16 protein-coding genes are annotated in these 14,619 nt (G+C 75.8%); 13 read left to right on the top strand and 3 right to left on the bottom strand.

Translation table 11 applies throughout. From position 1 onward, the window contains the following. The 3 genes from KSNIM_RS08895 to KSNIM_RS08885 all read right to left on the bottom strand — a co-directional run. On the bottom strand, positions 1-1,142 hold a 1,142-nt coding region (locus KSNIM_RS08895; RefSeq protein ID WP_263102680.1), incomplete at its 3' end, for an MBL fold metallo-hydrolase. 323 nt (positions 1,143-1,465) lie between these two features. After that, the gene (locus tag KSNIM_RS08890) at positions 1,466-1,921 is read right to left on the bottom strand and encodes a MaoC family dehydratase (RefSeq protein WP_263102679.1); all 456 of its coding nucleotides are present in this window, start codon (positions 1,919-1,921) and stop codon (positions 1,466-1,468) included. 82 nt (positions 1,922-2,003) lie between these two features. After that, a complete protein-coding gene (locus KSNIM_RS08885; protein ID WP_263102678.1) occupies positions 2,004-2,453 on the bottom strand; it encodes a pyridoxamine 5'-phosphate oxidase family protein in 450 nt (149 codons plus the stop codon). Positions 2,454-2,567: 114 nt separating this feature from the next. Here KSNIM_RS08885 and KSNIM_RS08880 point away from each other — a divergent pair, with 114 nt between their 5' ends. From KSNIM_RS08880 to KSNIM_RS08820, 13 genes are all read left to right on the top strand, one after another. Continuing rightward, positions 2,568-3,410: a hypothetical protein gene (locus KSNIM_RS08880; protein WP_263102677.1), complete on the top strand. Its 843-nt coding sequence runs from the start codon at positions 2,568-2,570 to the stop codon at positions 3,408-3,410. 186 nt (positions 3,411-3,596) lie between these two features. Continuing rightward, positions 3,597-4,169: a hypothetical protein gene (locus KSNIM_RS08875; RefSeq protein ID WP_263102676.1), complete on the top strand. Its 573-nt coding sequence runs from the start codon at positions 3,597-3,599 to the stop codon at positions 4,167-4,169. Positions 4,170-4,369: 200 nt separating this feature from the next. Continuing rightward, on the top strand, positions 4,370-5,095 hold the full coding sequence (locus tag KSNIM_RS08870) for a hypothetical protein (protein WP_263102675.1): 726 nt from the start codon (positions 4,370-4,372) through the stop codon (positions 5,093-5,095). Between the two features lie 58 nt (positions 5,096-5,153). After that, the gene (locus tag KSNIM_RS08865; RefSeq protein ID WP_263102674.1) at positions 5,154-5,993 is read left to right on the top strand and encodes an SAF domain-containing protein; all 840 of its coding nucleotides are present in this window, start codon (positions 5,154-5,156) and stop codon (positions 5,991-5,993) included. Continuing rightward, the gene (locus tag KSNIM_RS08860) at positions 5,993-7,063 is read left to right on the top strand and encodes a hypothetical protein (protein ID WP_317634003.1); all 1,071 of its coding nucleotides are present in this window, start codon (positions 5,993-5,995) and stop codon (positions 7,061-7,063) included. Before KSNIM_RS08865 ends, KSNIM_RS08860 begins: the two co-directional genes overlap by 1 nt. Next, positions 7,053-8,609 carry a CpaF family protein gene (locus KSNIM_RS08855; protein WP_411543678.1) on the top strand — a complete coding sequence of 519 codons (1,557 nt, stop codon included), beginning with the start codon at positions 7,053-7,055 and terminating at the stop codon, positions 8,607-8,609. Before KSNIM_RS08860 ends, KSNIM_RS08855 begins: the two co-directional genes overlap by 11 nt. Beyond that, positions 8,609-9,568 carry a type II secretion system F family protein gene (locus KSNIM_RS08850; RefSeq protein ID WP_263102673.1) on the top strand — a complete coding sequence of 320 codons (960 nt, stop codon included), beginning with the start codon at positions 8,609-8,611 and terminating at the stop codon, positions 9,566-9,568. Before KSNIM_RS08855 ends, KSNIM_RS08850 begins: the two co-directional genes overlap by 1 nt. Continuing rightward, positions 9,565-10,446, top strand: a complete 882-nt coding sequence (locus tag KSNIM_RS08845; RefSeq protein WP_263102672.1) for a hypothetical protein — start codon at positions 9,565-9,567, stop codon at positions 10,444-10,446. Before KSNIM_RS08850 ends, KSNIM_RS08845 begins: the two co-directional genes overlap by 4 nt. A gap of 42 nt (positions 10,447-10,488) precedes the next feature. Continuing rightward, positions 10,489-10,764: a hypothetical protein gene (locus tag KSNIM_RS08840; protein ID WP_030265308.1), complete on the top strand. Its 276-nt coding sequence runs from the start codon at positions 10,489-10,491 to the stop codon at positions 10,762-10,764. After that, complete coding sequence (locus tag KSNIM_RS08835; RefSeq protein ID WP_263102671.1) at positions 10,761-11,189, top strand: TadE/TadG family type IV pilus assembly protein; 429 nt, start codon at positions 10,761-10,763, stop codon at positions 11,187-11,189. Before KSNIM_RS08840 ends, KSNIM_RS08835 begins: the two co-directional genes overlap by 4 nt. Further along, on the top strand, positions 11,186-11,641 hold the full coding sequence (locus tag KSNIM_RS08830) for a TadE/TadG family type IV pilus assembly protein (RefSeq protein WP_263102670.1): 456 nt from the start codon (positions 11,186-11,188) through the stop codon (positions 11,639-11,641). Before KSNIM_RS08835 ends, KSNIM_RS08830 begins: the two co-directional genes overlap by 4 nt. A gap of 17 nt (positions 11,642-11,658) precedes the next feature. Beyond that, positions 11,659-12,117, top strand: coding sequence for a hypothetical protein (locus tag KSNIM_RS08825; protein WP_263102669.1), 459 nt, complete (start codon positions 11,659-11,661; stop codon positions 12,115-12,117). Continuing rightward, positions 12,117-14,619 (top strand): LysM peptidoglycan-binding domain-containing protein (locus KSNIM_RS08820; protein WP_263102668.1); only part of this gene is annotated, 2,503 nt, incomplete at its 3' end. The genes KSNIM_RS08825 and KSNIM_RS08820, both read left to right, overlap by 1 nt.

The following is a 14,619-nucleotide window of genomic DNA, read 5'->3' as shown; positions in this document are numbered from 1 at the left end:
ACCGGGGTCGTGGGCACGGCCGGACCGCCGTCCCCGGGGACGCGGGCGACCGCCCGCCACCACAGGGTCGGCGCCGGCGGATCGGCCGGCTCGAACGGCGCACCCGGCCGGGGCACGGCGAATCGCACGCCCAGCGCCCGCGCCGCCGCGACCGTCCGCTCGGCCGGCTCCTCCCAGGGGTGCGGCGCGAGGTTGAAGGTGCACCAGTGGATCGGCAGCATCAGCCCGCCGGCCAGGTCGAGGTGGGCGCGGACGCCCTCCTCGGGCGTCATGTGGACCTCGGGCCAGAAGTCGCTGTACGCGCCGATCTGCACCATCGTCGCGTCGAACGGCCCGAGCCGGCCGCCGATCTCGGCGAAGCCGGGGAAGTACCCGGTGTCCCCGCTGTGGAACAGCCGGTGCTCGGAGCCGGCCACCACCCAGGACGCCCACAGCGCGTACGGGTGGGTGCGCGGCCCGCGGCTGCAGTAGTGCCGGGCGGGCGTGGCCGTCAGGGTCAGTCCGGCGACCTCGGCCGACTCCCACCAGTCGAGCTCCACGATCCGCTCCGGCGGCACGCCCCAGTGCTCCAGGTGCGCGCCCACCCCGAGCGGGACGGCGAAGACCGCGCCGCTCGCGTCCAGCGCCTTGATCGTCGGCATGTCGAGGTGGTCGTAGTGGTCGTGCGAGACCACCACCACGTCCACCGGGCCGAGCTCGGCGAGGCCGATCGGCATCGGGTGGAGTCGCTTGGGGCCCGTCCAGGAGAACGGCGAGCAGCGCTCGCCCCAGACCGGGTCGAAGAGCACCCGGCGGCCGTCCAGTTCGGCGAGCACGGTGGCGTGGCAGAGCCAGGTGAGCCGCAGCCCGGACGCGGGCGGCACGGCCAGGTCGATCGGGTGCAGGGGGTGCAGCGGCACGGGGGCGGCCGGCAGCCGGCGGGCCCGGTCACCGGTGAGCTGGGCCCGGCTGACCGAGAACGGCGACTCGCCGTCGGCGAGCCGCCGGGTCGGGACGGGGTTCTGGAAGGCGCCGTCGCGGAACTGCGGAGAGCGCCGGACGCGCTCGAGCCGCTCACCCGTGGGGTCGGCGCCGAAGGCGTCCGTGCGGATCCGGTGCCAGGTGCGGCGCGGCAGTCGTCCGATGCCTCCGCCGTCGGTCAATGAAGTGCCGAGCTGTGCGGCGAGGGCGGCTGCGCGGGAGATCCAGGGGACGGAGCTGGGCACGGCACCTCCACGTCGGGACATCCGTACGGCATGGGCCGTCCGGCGTCCGCGGTCGCGAAAGCCGGCAGGCCGGACGCGTACGGGTGGGGCTGCTGGGGCTCCTTCGCCGCACGACGACCGTCGAACCGGACACTACCCCTCCTGGCCCGCGCGGGCCCGGCCGAAACATGATCGGGCAAGCCGTTCGGTGGAGCCGCCGGCCGGCCCCGGACACGCCGGGACGGGCCCGTCCGGTGGCGGGCCCGTCCGGGTGCGGAGGATCAGGCCGCGTAGAAGCGGGTGATCGTCTCGGCGACGCAGTGCGGCTTGGGGCTGCCCTCGCTGCGGATGGTGAACCGCACCAGCGCCTGCACACCGCCCGGGACCTCGTCGGCGGAGAGCAGCTCGGCGGTGGCCCGCACCGCCGTGCCGACCGGCACCGGCGCGGGGAAGCGGACCTTCTCCGAGCCGTAGTTGAGCGCCATCTTGATGCCCTCGACGCCGTAGCACTCCTTCGCGAGCACCGGGATCAGCGACAGCGTGAGGTAGCCGTGCGCGATCGTCCCGCCGAAGGGGCTCTCCTTGGCACGCACCGGGTCGACGTGGATCCACTGGTGGTCGCCGGTGGCCTCGGCGAACAGGTTCACCTGCTCCTGGCCGATGGTGTGCCACTCACTCGTGCCGAGCTCGGTGCCGACCGCGGCTTTCAGGTCGGCCAGCGAGGCGAAGGTGGTCAAGGTGCGCTCCAGGTGGGGTCGGGGCTCCGGTCCCCACCGCTGCGTCCGGCGGGGACAGTCGGAGAGTATGCCTACCGACCGGTCACCTGTCAGCGGGGGCCGGGCGCGGCACGGCGGCGCCGTCGACGGCGTGCAGCCGCCGCCCGCCCACCAGCTCGGGGGTCAGCGCCACGTACACCGGCTGCGGACCGCCCACCCACGGGCGCAGCCCCGGGTCGTACAGGCCGTCCTGTGGGCGGTGGTCCCGGACCAACTCGGCATGGCCGTGCACCAGGACGCTCCAGCCGGAGCGCGTCTCCGGGTCGACCAGGTCGGCCTGGAAGGCGGCGACCGTGCCGTCCAGGGCCCGCGCGGTGGTGCTGTCGGCGCGCAGCGCCAGGACCAGCCGGCCGTCCTGTGCCACCTCGAACGCCACCGGCAGCACAGCGGGCAGCGCGTGCTCGGTGTACACCACGCGCCCGACGGGCACGGTGCCGAGCAGGCGGCGGCACTCGGCCTCGCTCAGCTCCTCCACAGGGTCCTCGTACTCCATGGCACGATGCTCGGCCCGCGGCTGCGGAGCCGGTAGGGCCGATGGTCCCTGCCCGAAGGGTCCTCCGGCGGTAGCTTGTCGCCAGGCACGAAGGCGGAAGGGGGCTGGTGCGGGGTGGGCGGCGGCATCGAACTGGTGGTGATCGGCGCGGACGGGGGGCCCGACCGCAGCTGGTCCGGCTCGGCTCAGGCCGCGGACGGCGCCCGCGCCCTCGCCGCGGTACTGCCCGGCCGGACCTTCGACGCCGGTGCCCGCGGCTGCCGGGTCGACCTGCTGCCGCCGGACGCCGACGCCAACACCATGCTCACCGCGCTGCGGGCCGCCGCCGCGAGACCGGCGCGGTGGCTGGTGGTCTGCCTGCTGGGCCAGCTCACGGTCGACCCCAGGGGACGACGGATCGCGCTGGTCACCGCCGGCTCCACCCCCGACAACGCCTACCGGCGCGGCCTCGCCTGGGACTGGGTGGTCAGCGCCATGGTGCACGGTGGCCAGGAGGAGACCCTGCTGCTCGTCGACGCGGTCGCCGACCGCGACACCTGGGCCGCCCTCGCCGGGGAGGACGCCGCGGGGGAGCTTCTCAGCCACTCCCGCGTTCCGCTCTGGGGACGGATCGGCCGCCACCAGACAGGGCGGCGCGGTCGCGACACCGTCCGGCCCGGAGGTGACGGATCGTTCAGCCGGCTCCTGGTGCAGACCCTCGACCACGGCGTCCCCGGGGCGCCCGCCGCCCTCGGTCCGCAGGAGCTGGCGCCCGTCCTCGCGTACGAACTCGCCCTGCGGGACGGCGGCGCCGCCGAGGCCGGGCAGGCGGTCGAACTCGTACCGGCCGACGGGGGAAGGCTGCTGATGCGCAATCGGGCCGCGGTGCGGGGCGCATTGGCCGGATTGTCGCTTTCCGACGAACTGTTGGCCGTGCTCTGGCGAGAAAACACCCCAACCGATCCGCCCAACGCGTAAGGTCGGAACGCCCGAGGTGTTGCTGTGCCGGGGCGGGTGGCGAAGAATCGATGTCCCCGCGGCGGCACCGAGGGACGGCAGAGGATTTTTTGCGACCACGGCCGCGGACGAGGTCTGGCGCTACGAGGTGGGGCGATGCGGCAGCGCGGAAATGTGTTGCGCCCTGGGGCGGTCGGGACCGGTGGGGTGGCACTGCTGTTGGCTCTCAGTGCCTGTTCCGCCGCCGACGCCGGCGGTTCTGCGGACCGTCTGGGTACTCCTGTGACAGCTGTTCCCGGTGGGACTGCAGTTACTCCTTCGAGTGGTTCGGGTACGGGCGGGGCCGCCCCGACCGAAGGCTCCGACGGCGCCGTCGCCCGACTGGTCCTGAGCACCTATCAGGCCTGGTGGGACGCCAAGGTCGACGCCTTCGCCCGGCCGGATTCGGACGGTTCCCAACTGCAGGCGTACTCGACCGGCCAGGCATTGAGTGACGAGCTCGCCAGCCTCCACCAACTGCACGAGTCCAAGCTCGTGATGATCGGAGCACCCCGCACTTCTCCGGTGGTCCGGAAACTGGATGCCGCGGCGAATCCGCCGACGGCGGAGATCGACGACTGCCTGGACGTCACCGGGTGGCACCAGGCCGACCTGGCGACCAAAGCAATCCGTGATCCCCAACAGCGCCTCGGGCGCTACGTTTCCACCACGCGACTGCGAAAGAACGGCGCGAGTTGGACCATTGTGGAAGTCACCCGTGAGGTGGGGCGGACATGCTGAAATCCTTGCGGCGCATGCTCGTTGCCGCACTGTTTCTCACACTGGCAGCCACTCCGGCGATCGCCGACCAGGGGCCGACCGGTGACGTGGGACCGTGCAAGAACAGGTACATCTGCGTGGTCGTCACCGAGCCCGGGAGTACGGCCGAGCCCGGGGGTGGGGGCGGCGGGTCGTCGGGCGGGTCCGACGGCGGGGTGCAGATGTGCAGCTGGAACGGGCAGCAGTGGCCCTGCTGGGACGACGACCTCGGCTGGTTCTCCACCGCCGACGGCTGCTACTACCACCGCTCCGAACCGCAGCCGCCCGCGAGCGACCCGGCCTGGGCCGGCCACACCGCGTCCGAGGGTGCGGTGTACGAGGTCAACTGCCGCGGCGTCGGCGGCCAACTGTCGCCCAAGCCGCCGATGTTCTTCGCCCAGCCGCCCGGCGGCCCGCCGCCGCCGGACCGCCCGTACGACCTGGGCATGAAGGCGCTCGGCATGATCCACTTCGACTCGCCGGAGCTGCACGCGGCCCCGGCCGCCACCGCCGTCGTCGGGGTGCCGGTCTGGCTCTGGTACACCGCCGGTCCGACCACGGCAGGGCCGCAGAGCGCCACCGCCAAGGGCCGGACGATGAGTGTCACCGCCACCGCCCGGCTGACGAAGGTGCACTGGGACACCGGCGACGTCTCGGCCGGCGCCGACTGCACCGGCCCCGGCACCGCGTACACGGCGGGTGCCGGCACCGAACCGCCCTGCGGCCACACCTACCGGAAGGCGTCCGGCGGCCAGCAGGACCAGACCTTCTACCTCACCGCCACGCTGACCTGGCGGGTGGAGGCGGTGCGCTCCGACACCGGGGCGCGGGTGTTCGCGCTCGACTACCGGGTCACCACCGACCGGCCGCTGCCGCTGAAGGTCGCCGAGGTGCAGGCGCTCAACTGACCGCCGGACACGCCCCGACCCCACGACGAACCACCAGTTCCGGAAAGGCCGAAGCCCGGTGGAAACCCGCAACGTCCCGACGCCGAGCGCAGGCACCGCCGCCCTCGCCCCCGAGCCGCACCGTCCGGCCCCGCACGTGCCGCCGCGCACCCTGCGGGCCCGGCGGCGCCGGCCCGCCGTGCTGGCCATGGCGATCGCGCTGATCGCCGCCGGCGGTCTCGGCGGCGCCGCCCTCTACACCAGTTCGGGGCAGCGGATCGCCGTGCTGGCGGTGGCCCGCGACGTTCCGATGGGCCAGACCATCACCGCCGACGACCTGGTGGTCGCGCACATCGCGGGCGACCCGGTGCTGCGCCCGCTGGACGCCCGGGACCGGGCCCGCACCATCGGCCTGCGGGCCACCACCGACCTCAAGCGCGGCGCCCTGCTGCTCAAGGCGGACGTGACCGCGGACCCGGCGCTCCAGCCCGGCCAGCAGATCGTCGGCCTCGCCGCCAAGCGCACCCAGCTGCCGGCCGCCCGGCTGCAGCCGGGCCTGCAGGTGCTGGTGGTGTCCACCCCGGACGCCAAGGGCGATCAGGCGGCGGCCGGCCGGACGCCGGAGACGCTCGCCGCGGTGGTGGTCACCGTCGGCCGGGTCGACACCGACGGCAGCCAGGTCGTGGACGTGGCCGTCCCCGCCGCCGACGGGCCGCGGCTGGCCCTGTGGGTGTCCTCCGGCCGCTTCCAGGTGATCCTCGCGCCGCGGCCCGGCGCGGCCGCCGCCGCGCCCGCCCCCGCGCCGTCCACGAGCGACACCGCCGCCGAGAACCGGAACGCGGCCCCCGGCACGCCCACCGGCACACCGGCCGGCAAGGCCACCGGAAGTCCGAAGAGCGGTACGGGAGGTGGCACCTGATGTCGGTCGTCGCCGTGGTCGGCGGCCCGGGCGCGCCCGGGGCCACCACCACCGCCCTCGCCCTGCTGCTCAGCTGGCCGCTGCAGCCGGGCCGCAAGGTGCTGCTCGCCGAGTGCGACCCGGACGGCGGCGCCGTCCTGGCCGGCGCGTTGGAGGGCCGCATCGAGGCGGTGTACGGGCTGCGCAACCTCGCGGTGGCGGACCGCCGCGGCCTGCTCGCCCAGACCGTCTGGGAGCAGCTCGTCGACCTCTCCCCGGAGGGCACCGCAGACCGGCTGCTGCTGCCCGGCCTCACCGACCCCGCCCAGGCACCCGGTCTCGCGTACACCTGGGAGCCGCTCGCCGACACCTTCCAGGCGCTGGACCCGCAGGGCTACGACGTGATCGTCGACCTCGGCCGCTCCGGCGCGGCCGGCCCGGGCGCGGTGCTGGCCCGGCGGGCCGACGTGGTGGTGGCGACCGCCCGCACCACCCTGCGCGGCCTGTCCGCCGCCCGGCCGCGGCTCGCCGCGCTCCGCGACGACCTGGAGAGCGCCGGCTCCGGCGCCGACGCGCTCGGGCTGCTGCCGGTCGCCGAGGGTCCGTACCCGCTGGCCGAGGCCGCCCGCGAACTCGGTGTCTCCGCGCTGGGTCAGCTGCCCTTCGCACCCCGCACGGCCAAGGTGCTCTCCGACGGCGGGGACACGGCCGACCGGCGGTTCGTCCGCTCCGAGCTGATGCGGACGGTGCGCAGCGCGGCCGACCGGATCCAGGAGGTCGCGGCCCGCCGCCGGCAGCGGCTCGCCCCGCAGCCCCAGCCGTACCCGCAGGTGCAGGCCCAGCCGCAGCCGTACCCGCAGTCGTACCCGCAGCCGCAGGCCCGTCCCGCGCCGGCCCCCGCACCCGGCCCGGTGCTCGGGCCGGTGACGCCGCGGCAGCCGTGGGCTCCGACGTCCGAGCCGCAGCCGGCCGGCTTCCCGCAGCACATCGCGCCGCCGGCCGTCCCGCAGCCGCCGGCGCCCGCGCCCTTCCCGCCGCCGGACCGGCAGCAGCCGCAGACCGGGTACGGGGAGGTGCTCCGTGCGCGGTAGTCCGCTCCAGCAGGGGCCGTCCTCGCTGCCCTGGCAGCTGCCGACCCCCGGTGCCGTGCCGACCCCCGGTGCCGTGCCGGGCCCGGGCGTCGTGCCGGGCCCCGTGCGGCCGTCCGGGCCCGCGGCGCCGGTCGCGGCGGTGCCCGCTCTGCAGCCGGTCGGCGTCCGGCCGGCCGTCGACCCGCAGGTCGCCCGGGAGCTCAAGCGCCAGGTCGCGGCCGAACTCCACCAGCAGCTCGCCAAACTGGAGGGCTCCGGCGAGGTCGACCGGGCCACCCGGCGCCAGCGCGGCCGGGCGCTGATCGAGGAGGCCGTCGCGCGCTGGTCCGACGCGTACGCGCAGACCCACGGCATCCCGCCGACCCGGGACCAGGACCGCGCGCTCGCCGAGGCCGTCTACGACCTGCTGTTCCGGGCCGGCCGGCTGCAGCCGTACCTGGACGACCCGGAGATCGAGAACATCCTGGTCAACGGCTGCGACGACGTCTGGGTGTCGCGGGCGAACGAGCCGCTGCGGCAGGTGTCGCCGATCGCCGACAGCGACGCCGAACTCGTCGAACTGCTGCAGGACCTGGCCCGCCAGCACGGCGGCGGCGAACGCAGCCTCTCCACCGCCAGCCCCACCCTGGCGCTGCGGCTGGAGGGCGGCATGCGCCTGCAGGCGCTGACCGAGGTCACCCCGCGCCCGTACGTGGCGATCCGCCGGCACCGGGTCGCCTCGGCGACGCTCGGCGACCTGGTCGGACTCGGCACCCTCGACGCGACGCTGGCGGCCTTCCTGGCGGCCGCGATCCGAGCCAAGAAGAACGTCATGATCACCGGCACCCAGGGCGTCGGCAAGACCAGCCTGCTGCGTGCGATGGCCGCCGAGATCCCGCCGGACGAGCGGGTCGGCACCCTGGAGACCGAGTTCGAGCTGTGGCTGCACACCCTCGGCCACCTGCGCCAGGTGGTGCCGATGGAGGCCCGCGAGGGCAACGGCGAGCGGGTCGACGGCCGGGTCGCCGGCGAGCTGACGATCGGTGAACTCATCCCGGCCGCGCTGCGGATGACGCTCTCCCGGATCATCGTCGGCGAGGTCCGCTCCGCCGAGGTGGTGCCGATGCTGCGGGTGATGACCAACGGCGAGGGCGGCTCGATGTGCACCCTGCACGCCCGCGCCCCGCACATGGTGGTCGACCGCATCGCCGAACTCTGCCTGGAGTACGGCGCCCACATGACCGACAGCCTCGCCTACCGGCTCACCGCCAACGCTGTCGACTTCGTCGTGCACGTCACCATGGTCGACGAGACGGCGGTCGGCGGCCGCCGGCACCGCTTCGTCTCGCACGTCCTGGAGGTCACCGGCCTCGGCGAGAGCGGCCGCCCGGCGATGAACCAGGTCTTCGGCCCGCGCACCGAGCAGGGCGAGCCGCGGGCCGTGCCGCACACCCCGCCGCAGTGCCTGGACGACCTACGCAGGGCCGGCTTCGACGCGGGCCTGCTGCAGTCCCCGTACGGTAGTTGGGGCGCCCCGCTGGCACTGCGGATCGGCGGTGCCCGCTGATGCTGCTCTTCGTGCTCTGCGGCCTCGCCGTCGCCGGCGGGCTGGTCGCCCTGGTGGCCGGCCTGGTCGGCACCCGGGAGGAGAAGCCCGAGGCCCGGCCGGGCAGCGGCCGGCTGCACACCTTCTGGTACGGCGCTCCCGGCACGGCGAGCCCCGGCCGGGCCAGGACACGGCAGGTCCAGGCCGTGCTCGCGACGGCCGGCGGCGCCGGCGCCTGGCTGTTCACCGGGATCCCGCTGACCGTGCTGCTGCTGCCGCTCGCCGTCTTCGGCCTGCCCTGGCTGTACGACGCCACCCGCTCCGACACCCGGCGGATCGAACGGCTGGAGGCGCTCGCCGAGTGGACGCAGCGCCTCGCCGACGTGCTGCTGCTCGGCGTCGGCCTCAACCAGGCCATCGTCACCAGCCGCCGCACCGCGCCGCCCGCCCTGGAGACCCAGATCGGCGACCTCGCCGCCCGGCTTCAGTCCCGCTGGCGGCCGGAGGACGCACTGCGCGCCTTCGGCGACGAACTCGCCGACGCCACCGCCGACAAGGTGCTCGCCGCGCTGCTGCTGCGGGCCGGCGACAGCGGCCCCGGCCTGGCCCGGGCGCTCGCCGACATCGCCGAGTCGGTCCGCGAGGAGGTCCGCCAGCGCCGCGCCATCGAGGCCGACCGGGCCAAGCACCGCACCACCGTGCGCTGGCTGGTCGGCATCATCCTCGTGGTGATCGCGGCCGGCGCCCTCAACCCGCGCTACACCGCGCCCTACGCGAGCGTCACCGGCCAGGTGGTGCTCGCGGTGGTCGCCGCCGCGTTCGTCGGCGTGATCGCCTGGATGCGCTCGCTCGCCGCGCACAGCCCGCTGCCCCGCCTGATCGAGCCCGACCGGCGAAGCAAGGCCGGCCGGATGCCCGGCGACCGGGTCGAGGCCGAGCCGGCGCCGGAGGCCGCCGCCGCGGCCAAGGAGGTCCGATGATCTCGCCCTGGGCCGTGCTCGCGGGCGGCGCCGCGGCCGGCGGCCTCGCCCTGCTGATCGCCGAACTCCGCCCCGCGCCGCCGGACCTCGGCCAGGCGCTCGGCCGACTGCACCGCACCCCCGACCCGCGCCCCGCCGAGGAGGCCCGCCCCGCCTGGTACGACCGGATCGGCGCCGACTCGCTGCGGCTGCCCGGCGCCCGCATCCCGCACCAGCAGCTCGCCCTGATCGGCCGCAGCCCGGCCCGGTTCATGGCGCACAAGCTGCTGTTCGCGCTGGTCGGACTCGTCCTGCCCGGCTACCTGGTGGCGATGGCCGCGGTCGCCGGGTTCGGCCTGCCGGTCGCCGTCCCCCTGCTGGCCGGCCCGGTGCTGGCCGCCGTGCTCTGGCTCGTCCCGGACGGCATCGTGGCCGGCGAGGCCAAGGAGGCCCGCACCGAGTACCTGCACGGCATCGCCGCATACCTGGAACTCGTCGCCCTGGAACGGGCCGCCGACTGCGGACCCGCGGAGGCCCTGCGGCGGGCCGCCACGGTCGGCCGCGGCACCGTCTTCCGGCGGATCCGGGACGCCCTGGAACGCGCCGCGACCGACCGCCTGCCGCCCTGGGACGGCCTCGACGCCCTCGCCGCCGAGCTCGGTCTGACGCCCCTCCAGGACCTCGCCGACATCATGCGGATCTCCGGCACCGACGGCGCCGCCGTGTACGACACCCTGCGTGCCCGCGCCAAGAGCCTCCGCGGCGAACTGCTCGCCGAGGAACTGGCGCAGGCCAACACCGACAGCGAGCGGATGGTCGCGCCGGGATCGGCGCTCACCCTGCTCATGACGGTGCTGATCGTCTTCCCCGCGCTGTACCAGATGCTCGACGTCAGCTGAGCAGCCGACGCCCACCCGACCGCCCGTCCTGGAGACCACACCATGACCGAGACCGCGGCCAGGCTCAAGCCCCTGGCCACCGCCCTCCTGCTGCCCGTCCTGCTGCCCCTGCACCTCGGCATGCCCTACCTGCACGTGCGTCTCGGCAGACTGCGCGCCGCCCGCGCCTCCGGCGACCGCGGCGCGATCAGCATCGAACTCGCCCTCACCATCATCGTCCTGGTGGCCATCGCCGGTGCGGTGCTGGCCGCCGTCAAGCTGCTCGCCGGCAAGGCCGAGCAGAAGATCCCCACCGATGTCCCGGACGCGGTGAAGTGATCCACCGTCCGTGCGTCCCCGCCGCGCTGCGCACCGCCGCACCGCGCGACCGCGGGGCGGTCGTCCTCGGCCTGGCCATCGTCTTCCCGATCGTGCTGACCGCCGTCATGCTCGTGGTGCAGGCCTCGCTCTGGTGGTACGCCGACCAGGTCGCCCTCACCGCGCTGCGCGAGGGCGTGGACGCCGGCCGGGTGCGCGGTGCCACCGCCGAGGACGGGGACGCGCGGGTACGGGAGTTCCTCGCCCGCTTCGGCCGGCTCGCCGAACTCCAGGCCGTCGACCACACCGGCTCCGACGCCGAGACCCAGCAGATGACGGTGACGGTCCGTCCGCAGTCCGTCGTGCCGTTCTTCGACCGGCTGACCATCACCGAGACGCTCAGCGCACCCCGCGAGCGGTTCGTCCCGCAGGGCGGCCGGCAGTGACCGCCCGCGCCGCCCGCCGGCGGCCCGCCGCGGGCCGCGACACCGGCGCCGTCCCCGTCGAGGCGGCGCTGCTGCTGCCCGTGGTGCTCGCCTTCGTGCTGATCGTGGTCGCCGCCGGCCGGGTGCAGAGCACCGGCGCCGTCGTCGACGCGGCCGCCCGGGCCGGCGCCCGGGCCGCCTCGCTCGCCCGCACCGAGGACGGCGCCCGGCAGGCCGCCGCGGACGCCGTGCAGGACGTCCTCGGCCGGCGCAAGGTCCGCTGCGCGCAGGACCCGGTCACCCCGGTCTCCTACGGCACCCTGCAGACCCCCGGCGGCGAACTCGGCACCGTCACCGTGCGGGTGCGCTGCTCGGTGCCGCTGCGCGACCTGCTGGGTGTGGACGCGCTCCAGGGGGACAAGACCATGACGGGGGAGTTCACCTCGGTCGTCGACCGGTACCGAGGCGACTGAGCAGGAGAGGGGGGCCGGTGGCACACCGGAGAACACCGCCGCGGCGCCGCCGCGGCCCGGACGACGGCGCACTGTCGGTGTACGTGGCGATCTGCGCGGCCGCCCTGGTCGTCCTGGTCGGCATCGTGCTCGACCTCGGCGGGCGGCTGCGCGCCATCGAACGCGCCGACGCCCGCGCTCAGGAGGCCGCCCGCGTCGCGAGCCAGCAGCTCGACGTGGAGGCCGTGCTGCAGGGCCGCGGCTACCGCATCGTCAGCCACGAGGCCGCCGAGCGGGCCGCCGACGACTACCTGCGGGCCTACAACCTCACCGGGACGACCCGGCTGGTGGACGACCACACCGTCGAGGTGCGGACCACCGGCACCTACACCAGCGCCCTGATCGGCGCGGTGCTCCCCGACTTCACCCACCTCGAGGTGCACGGGTACGGCAAGGCCACCCTCGTGCACGGCATCACGGAAGCGGAGAACGGCTGATGGCCGCGCGACGAGCCGACGACCCCGCCCGCCCCGGCGCCCCCGGGACCCCGGCACCCGCCGGCGTCCGGCGTCCGGTACCCGTCCGGCCGCGACGCCGCCGCACCGCCGGCCCGCTGGCCGCCGCCCTCGGCGCCCTGATCGCGCTGATCGCCCTGCTGGCCGGCCTGCCCGCCCTGCTCGGCTACGGCACCCTGGCGGTCGCCTCGATGGGCGAACCCGCCACCGGCGGCGGCGCGGTGGAGGTCCTCACCAGCCCCGACGACGGACGGCTCTTCCTGTGGGCGCTGGTCGGCGTCGGCTGGGTGGCCTGGCTCTGCTTCGCGCTGGCCGTCCTGCTGGAGATCCCGGCCCAGCTCCGCGGCCGGGTCGCCCGCCGGATCCCGGCGTTCGGCTGGAGCCAGCGGATCGCGGCCGGCCTGGTCGGCGCCGTCCTCGCCCTGCTGCCGGTGGCCGGCTCGGCCTTCGCCGCCGTCCCCGAACGCGGCCCGCAGGCCGTCGCGGCCGCCCTGCCCGCAGCACCGCAGTACGCTGCGCTGCCCGCGGCCGCGCCCGCCGCAGCCCCGGCCGCCCCCGCCCAGGACCACCCCGGCTACACCGTCCGCGACACCCGGCCCGCCGACAGCCTCTGGTCCATCGCCGAGCGCCAACTCGGCTCGGGGGAGCGCTGGCAGGAGATCGCCAGGCTCAACGACGGCCGGGTGATGGACGACTCCGGGCGGCGCTTCGACGCCGATCGGCCGATCCACCCCGGCTGGAAGCTGCTGATGCCCGGCGACGCCAAGCCCGACACCGCCGGCGGCGCCCCGGCCCCGCAGCAGGGCCCCGCGCCGGCCCCGCAGCACGCCTCCGTCACCGTCGCCCCGGGCGACAGTCTCTCCGCCATCGCGCAGCGTGAACTCGGCAGCGGCGACAGGTGGCCCGAACTCTTCGAGGCCAACCGCGGCGTCCGCGCTCCCGACGGAGAACGGCTCACCGACCCGGACGTGCTGGTGCCCGGCACGGTGCTGACCGTCCCCGGCGCCCAGCAGCCCGCCCCGCAGCAGCCGCAGCCCGAGCAGCAGACCCCGCAGCCGCCCGCGCAGTCCACCCCGGCGCCCGCGACGCCCGCGCCGAGCACGCCCGCACCCGCGTCGCCCGCGCCCGCGTCGCCCGCGCCCGTATCGTCGGCACCGAAGAGCCCCGCGCCCAGTGCGCCGGCGAAGCACACCCCGGCGCCGCCGGCCGTCCCCGCCGGAGTCGGCCACGAGGCGCACGCCGCCTCCGGCGACTACACCACCGCACTCGCCGCCTCCACCGTCGGCGTGCTGCTGGCGGCCATCATGATCGGCACGGTCGCCCGCCGCCGCGGCGACCAGCAGCGCGCCCGCCGGCCCCGGCACCGGATCACCATGCCGGAGCCGTCCGCCGCCGCCTTCGAGGCCGAACTGAAGGCCCGCCAGAACGTGCCCGCCCTGGAGCTGCTGGACCGCGCCCTGCGCACGCTCGCCCGCAACACCGTCCGTACCGGCAAGCGGCTGCCCTCCCTGGTCGCCGCCCGGATCACCCCCGGCCGCACCGTGGAACTCCACCTGTCCGGCCCGGCCGTGCCGATCGCACCGTTCCGGGCCGCGCACGCCGCCAACGTCTGGTGGTGCCCCGAGGACTCCAACGAACTGCTGTCGCCCGGCCAGGCCGCCAAGTCCTCGGCGCCCTACCCGGCCCTGGTCACGCTCGGCACCTCGCCGGACGGCTCCGTCGTCCTCGCCGACCTGGAGACCGTCCGGCTGGTGCACCTCTCCGGCCACCCGGACGACGCCCGCGACGTGCTGCGCACCCTCGCCCTGGAACTCGCGCACAGCCCGCTCGCCGACCGCCTCCACCTGCACCTGGTGGGCTTCGCCGAGGACCTGCCGATCGCCGGCCGCGCCGCGGAACGCGTCCACCGCTACGAATCGCTGGAACAGGCGCTCGGCGCGCTCGGCCCGCGCACCGCTCGGGCCAGGGCCACCCTGGTCGCCGCCGAGGCCACCAGCCCGCGGGACGCCCGCAGCCGCGGCCGGTCCGACGAGGCCTGGGTGCCGGAGATCGTCCTCTCCGCCCAGCCGCCCGCCGGCCAGGTGCCCGCCGAACTCGGCCGACTGCTCGACGCCAAACCGCGCAGCTGCCTCGCCGTCATCACCCGCGCCCCGGAACGCGGCAGCGGACCGGTTGCCCGCTGGACCCTGCCCGCCACCGGCGCCGCCACCCTGCCCGGCCTCCACCTCCAGGTCGAACTGCAGCGCCTCGACAACACCCAGTACGGCCACCTCGCCGAACTCGTCCGCGCCTGCGGCGACACCACCCAGCACCCGGCACCCGAGTGGACTCTGGACGGGCCCGGCGACGACCTCGAACCGGCCGAACTGCCCGTCCCCGTCCCCGTGCTGGCCGCCGTCGGCAGCACCTCGGACGGCCGTCCGGCCAACGGTGCCGACGATGCCGCCCCGCGGCTGATCGCCCGGGTCATCGGCACCGGCGCCA

The organism is Kitasatospora sp. DSM 101779, from assembly GCF_025655475.1.
Lineage (GTDB): Bacteria > Actinomycetota > Actinomycetes > Streptomycetales > Streptomycetaceae > Kitasatospora.
This window is presented reverse-complemented; position numbering and strand designations above follow the sequence as displayed.

What these genes read in the sequence shown, in the direction of transcription:
- KSNIM_RS08840 (WP_030265308.1), top strand. Translation starts at nt 10,489, where the DNA reads ATGACCGAGACCGCGGCCAGGCTCAAGCCCCTGGCCACCGCCCTCCTG.
- KSNIM_RS08885 (WP_263102678.1), bottom strand. Translation starts at nt 2,453, where the DNA reads ATGGAGTACGAGGACCCTGTGGAGGAGCTGAGCGAGGCCGAGTGCCGC.
- KSNIM_RS08845 (WP_263102672.1), top strand. Translation starts at nt 9,565, where the DNA reads ATGATCTCGCCCTGGGCCGTGCTCGCGGGCGGCGCCGCGGCCGGCGGC.
- KSNIM_RS08850 (WP_263102673.1), top strand. Translation starts at nt 8,609, where the DNA reads ATGCTGCTCTTCGTGCTCTGCGGCCTCGCCGTCGCCGGCGGGCTGGTC.
- KSNIM_RS08860 (WP_317634003.1), top strand. Translation starts at nt 5,993, where the DNA reads ATGTCGGTCGTCGCCGTGGTCGGCGGCCCGGGCGCGCCCGGGGCCACC.
- KSNIM_RS08870 (WP_263102675.1), top strand. Translation starts at nt 4,370, where the DNA reads ATGTGCAGCTGGAACGGGCAGCAGTGGCCCTGCTGGGACGACGACCTC.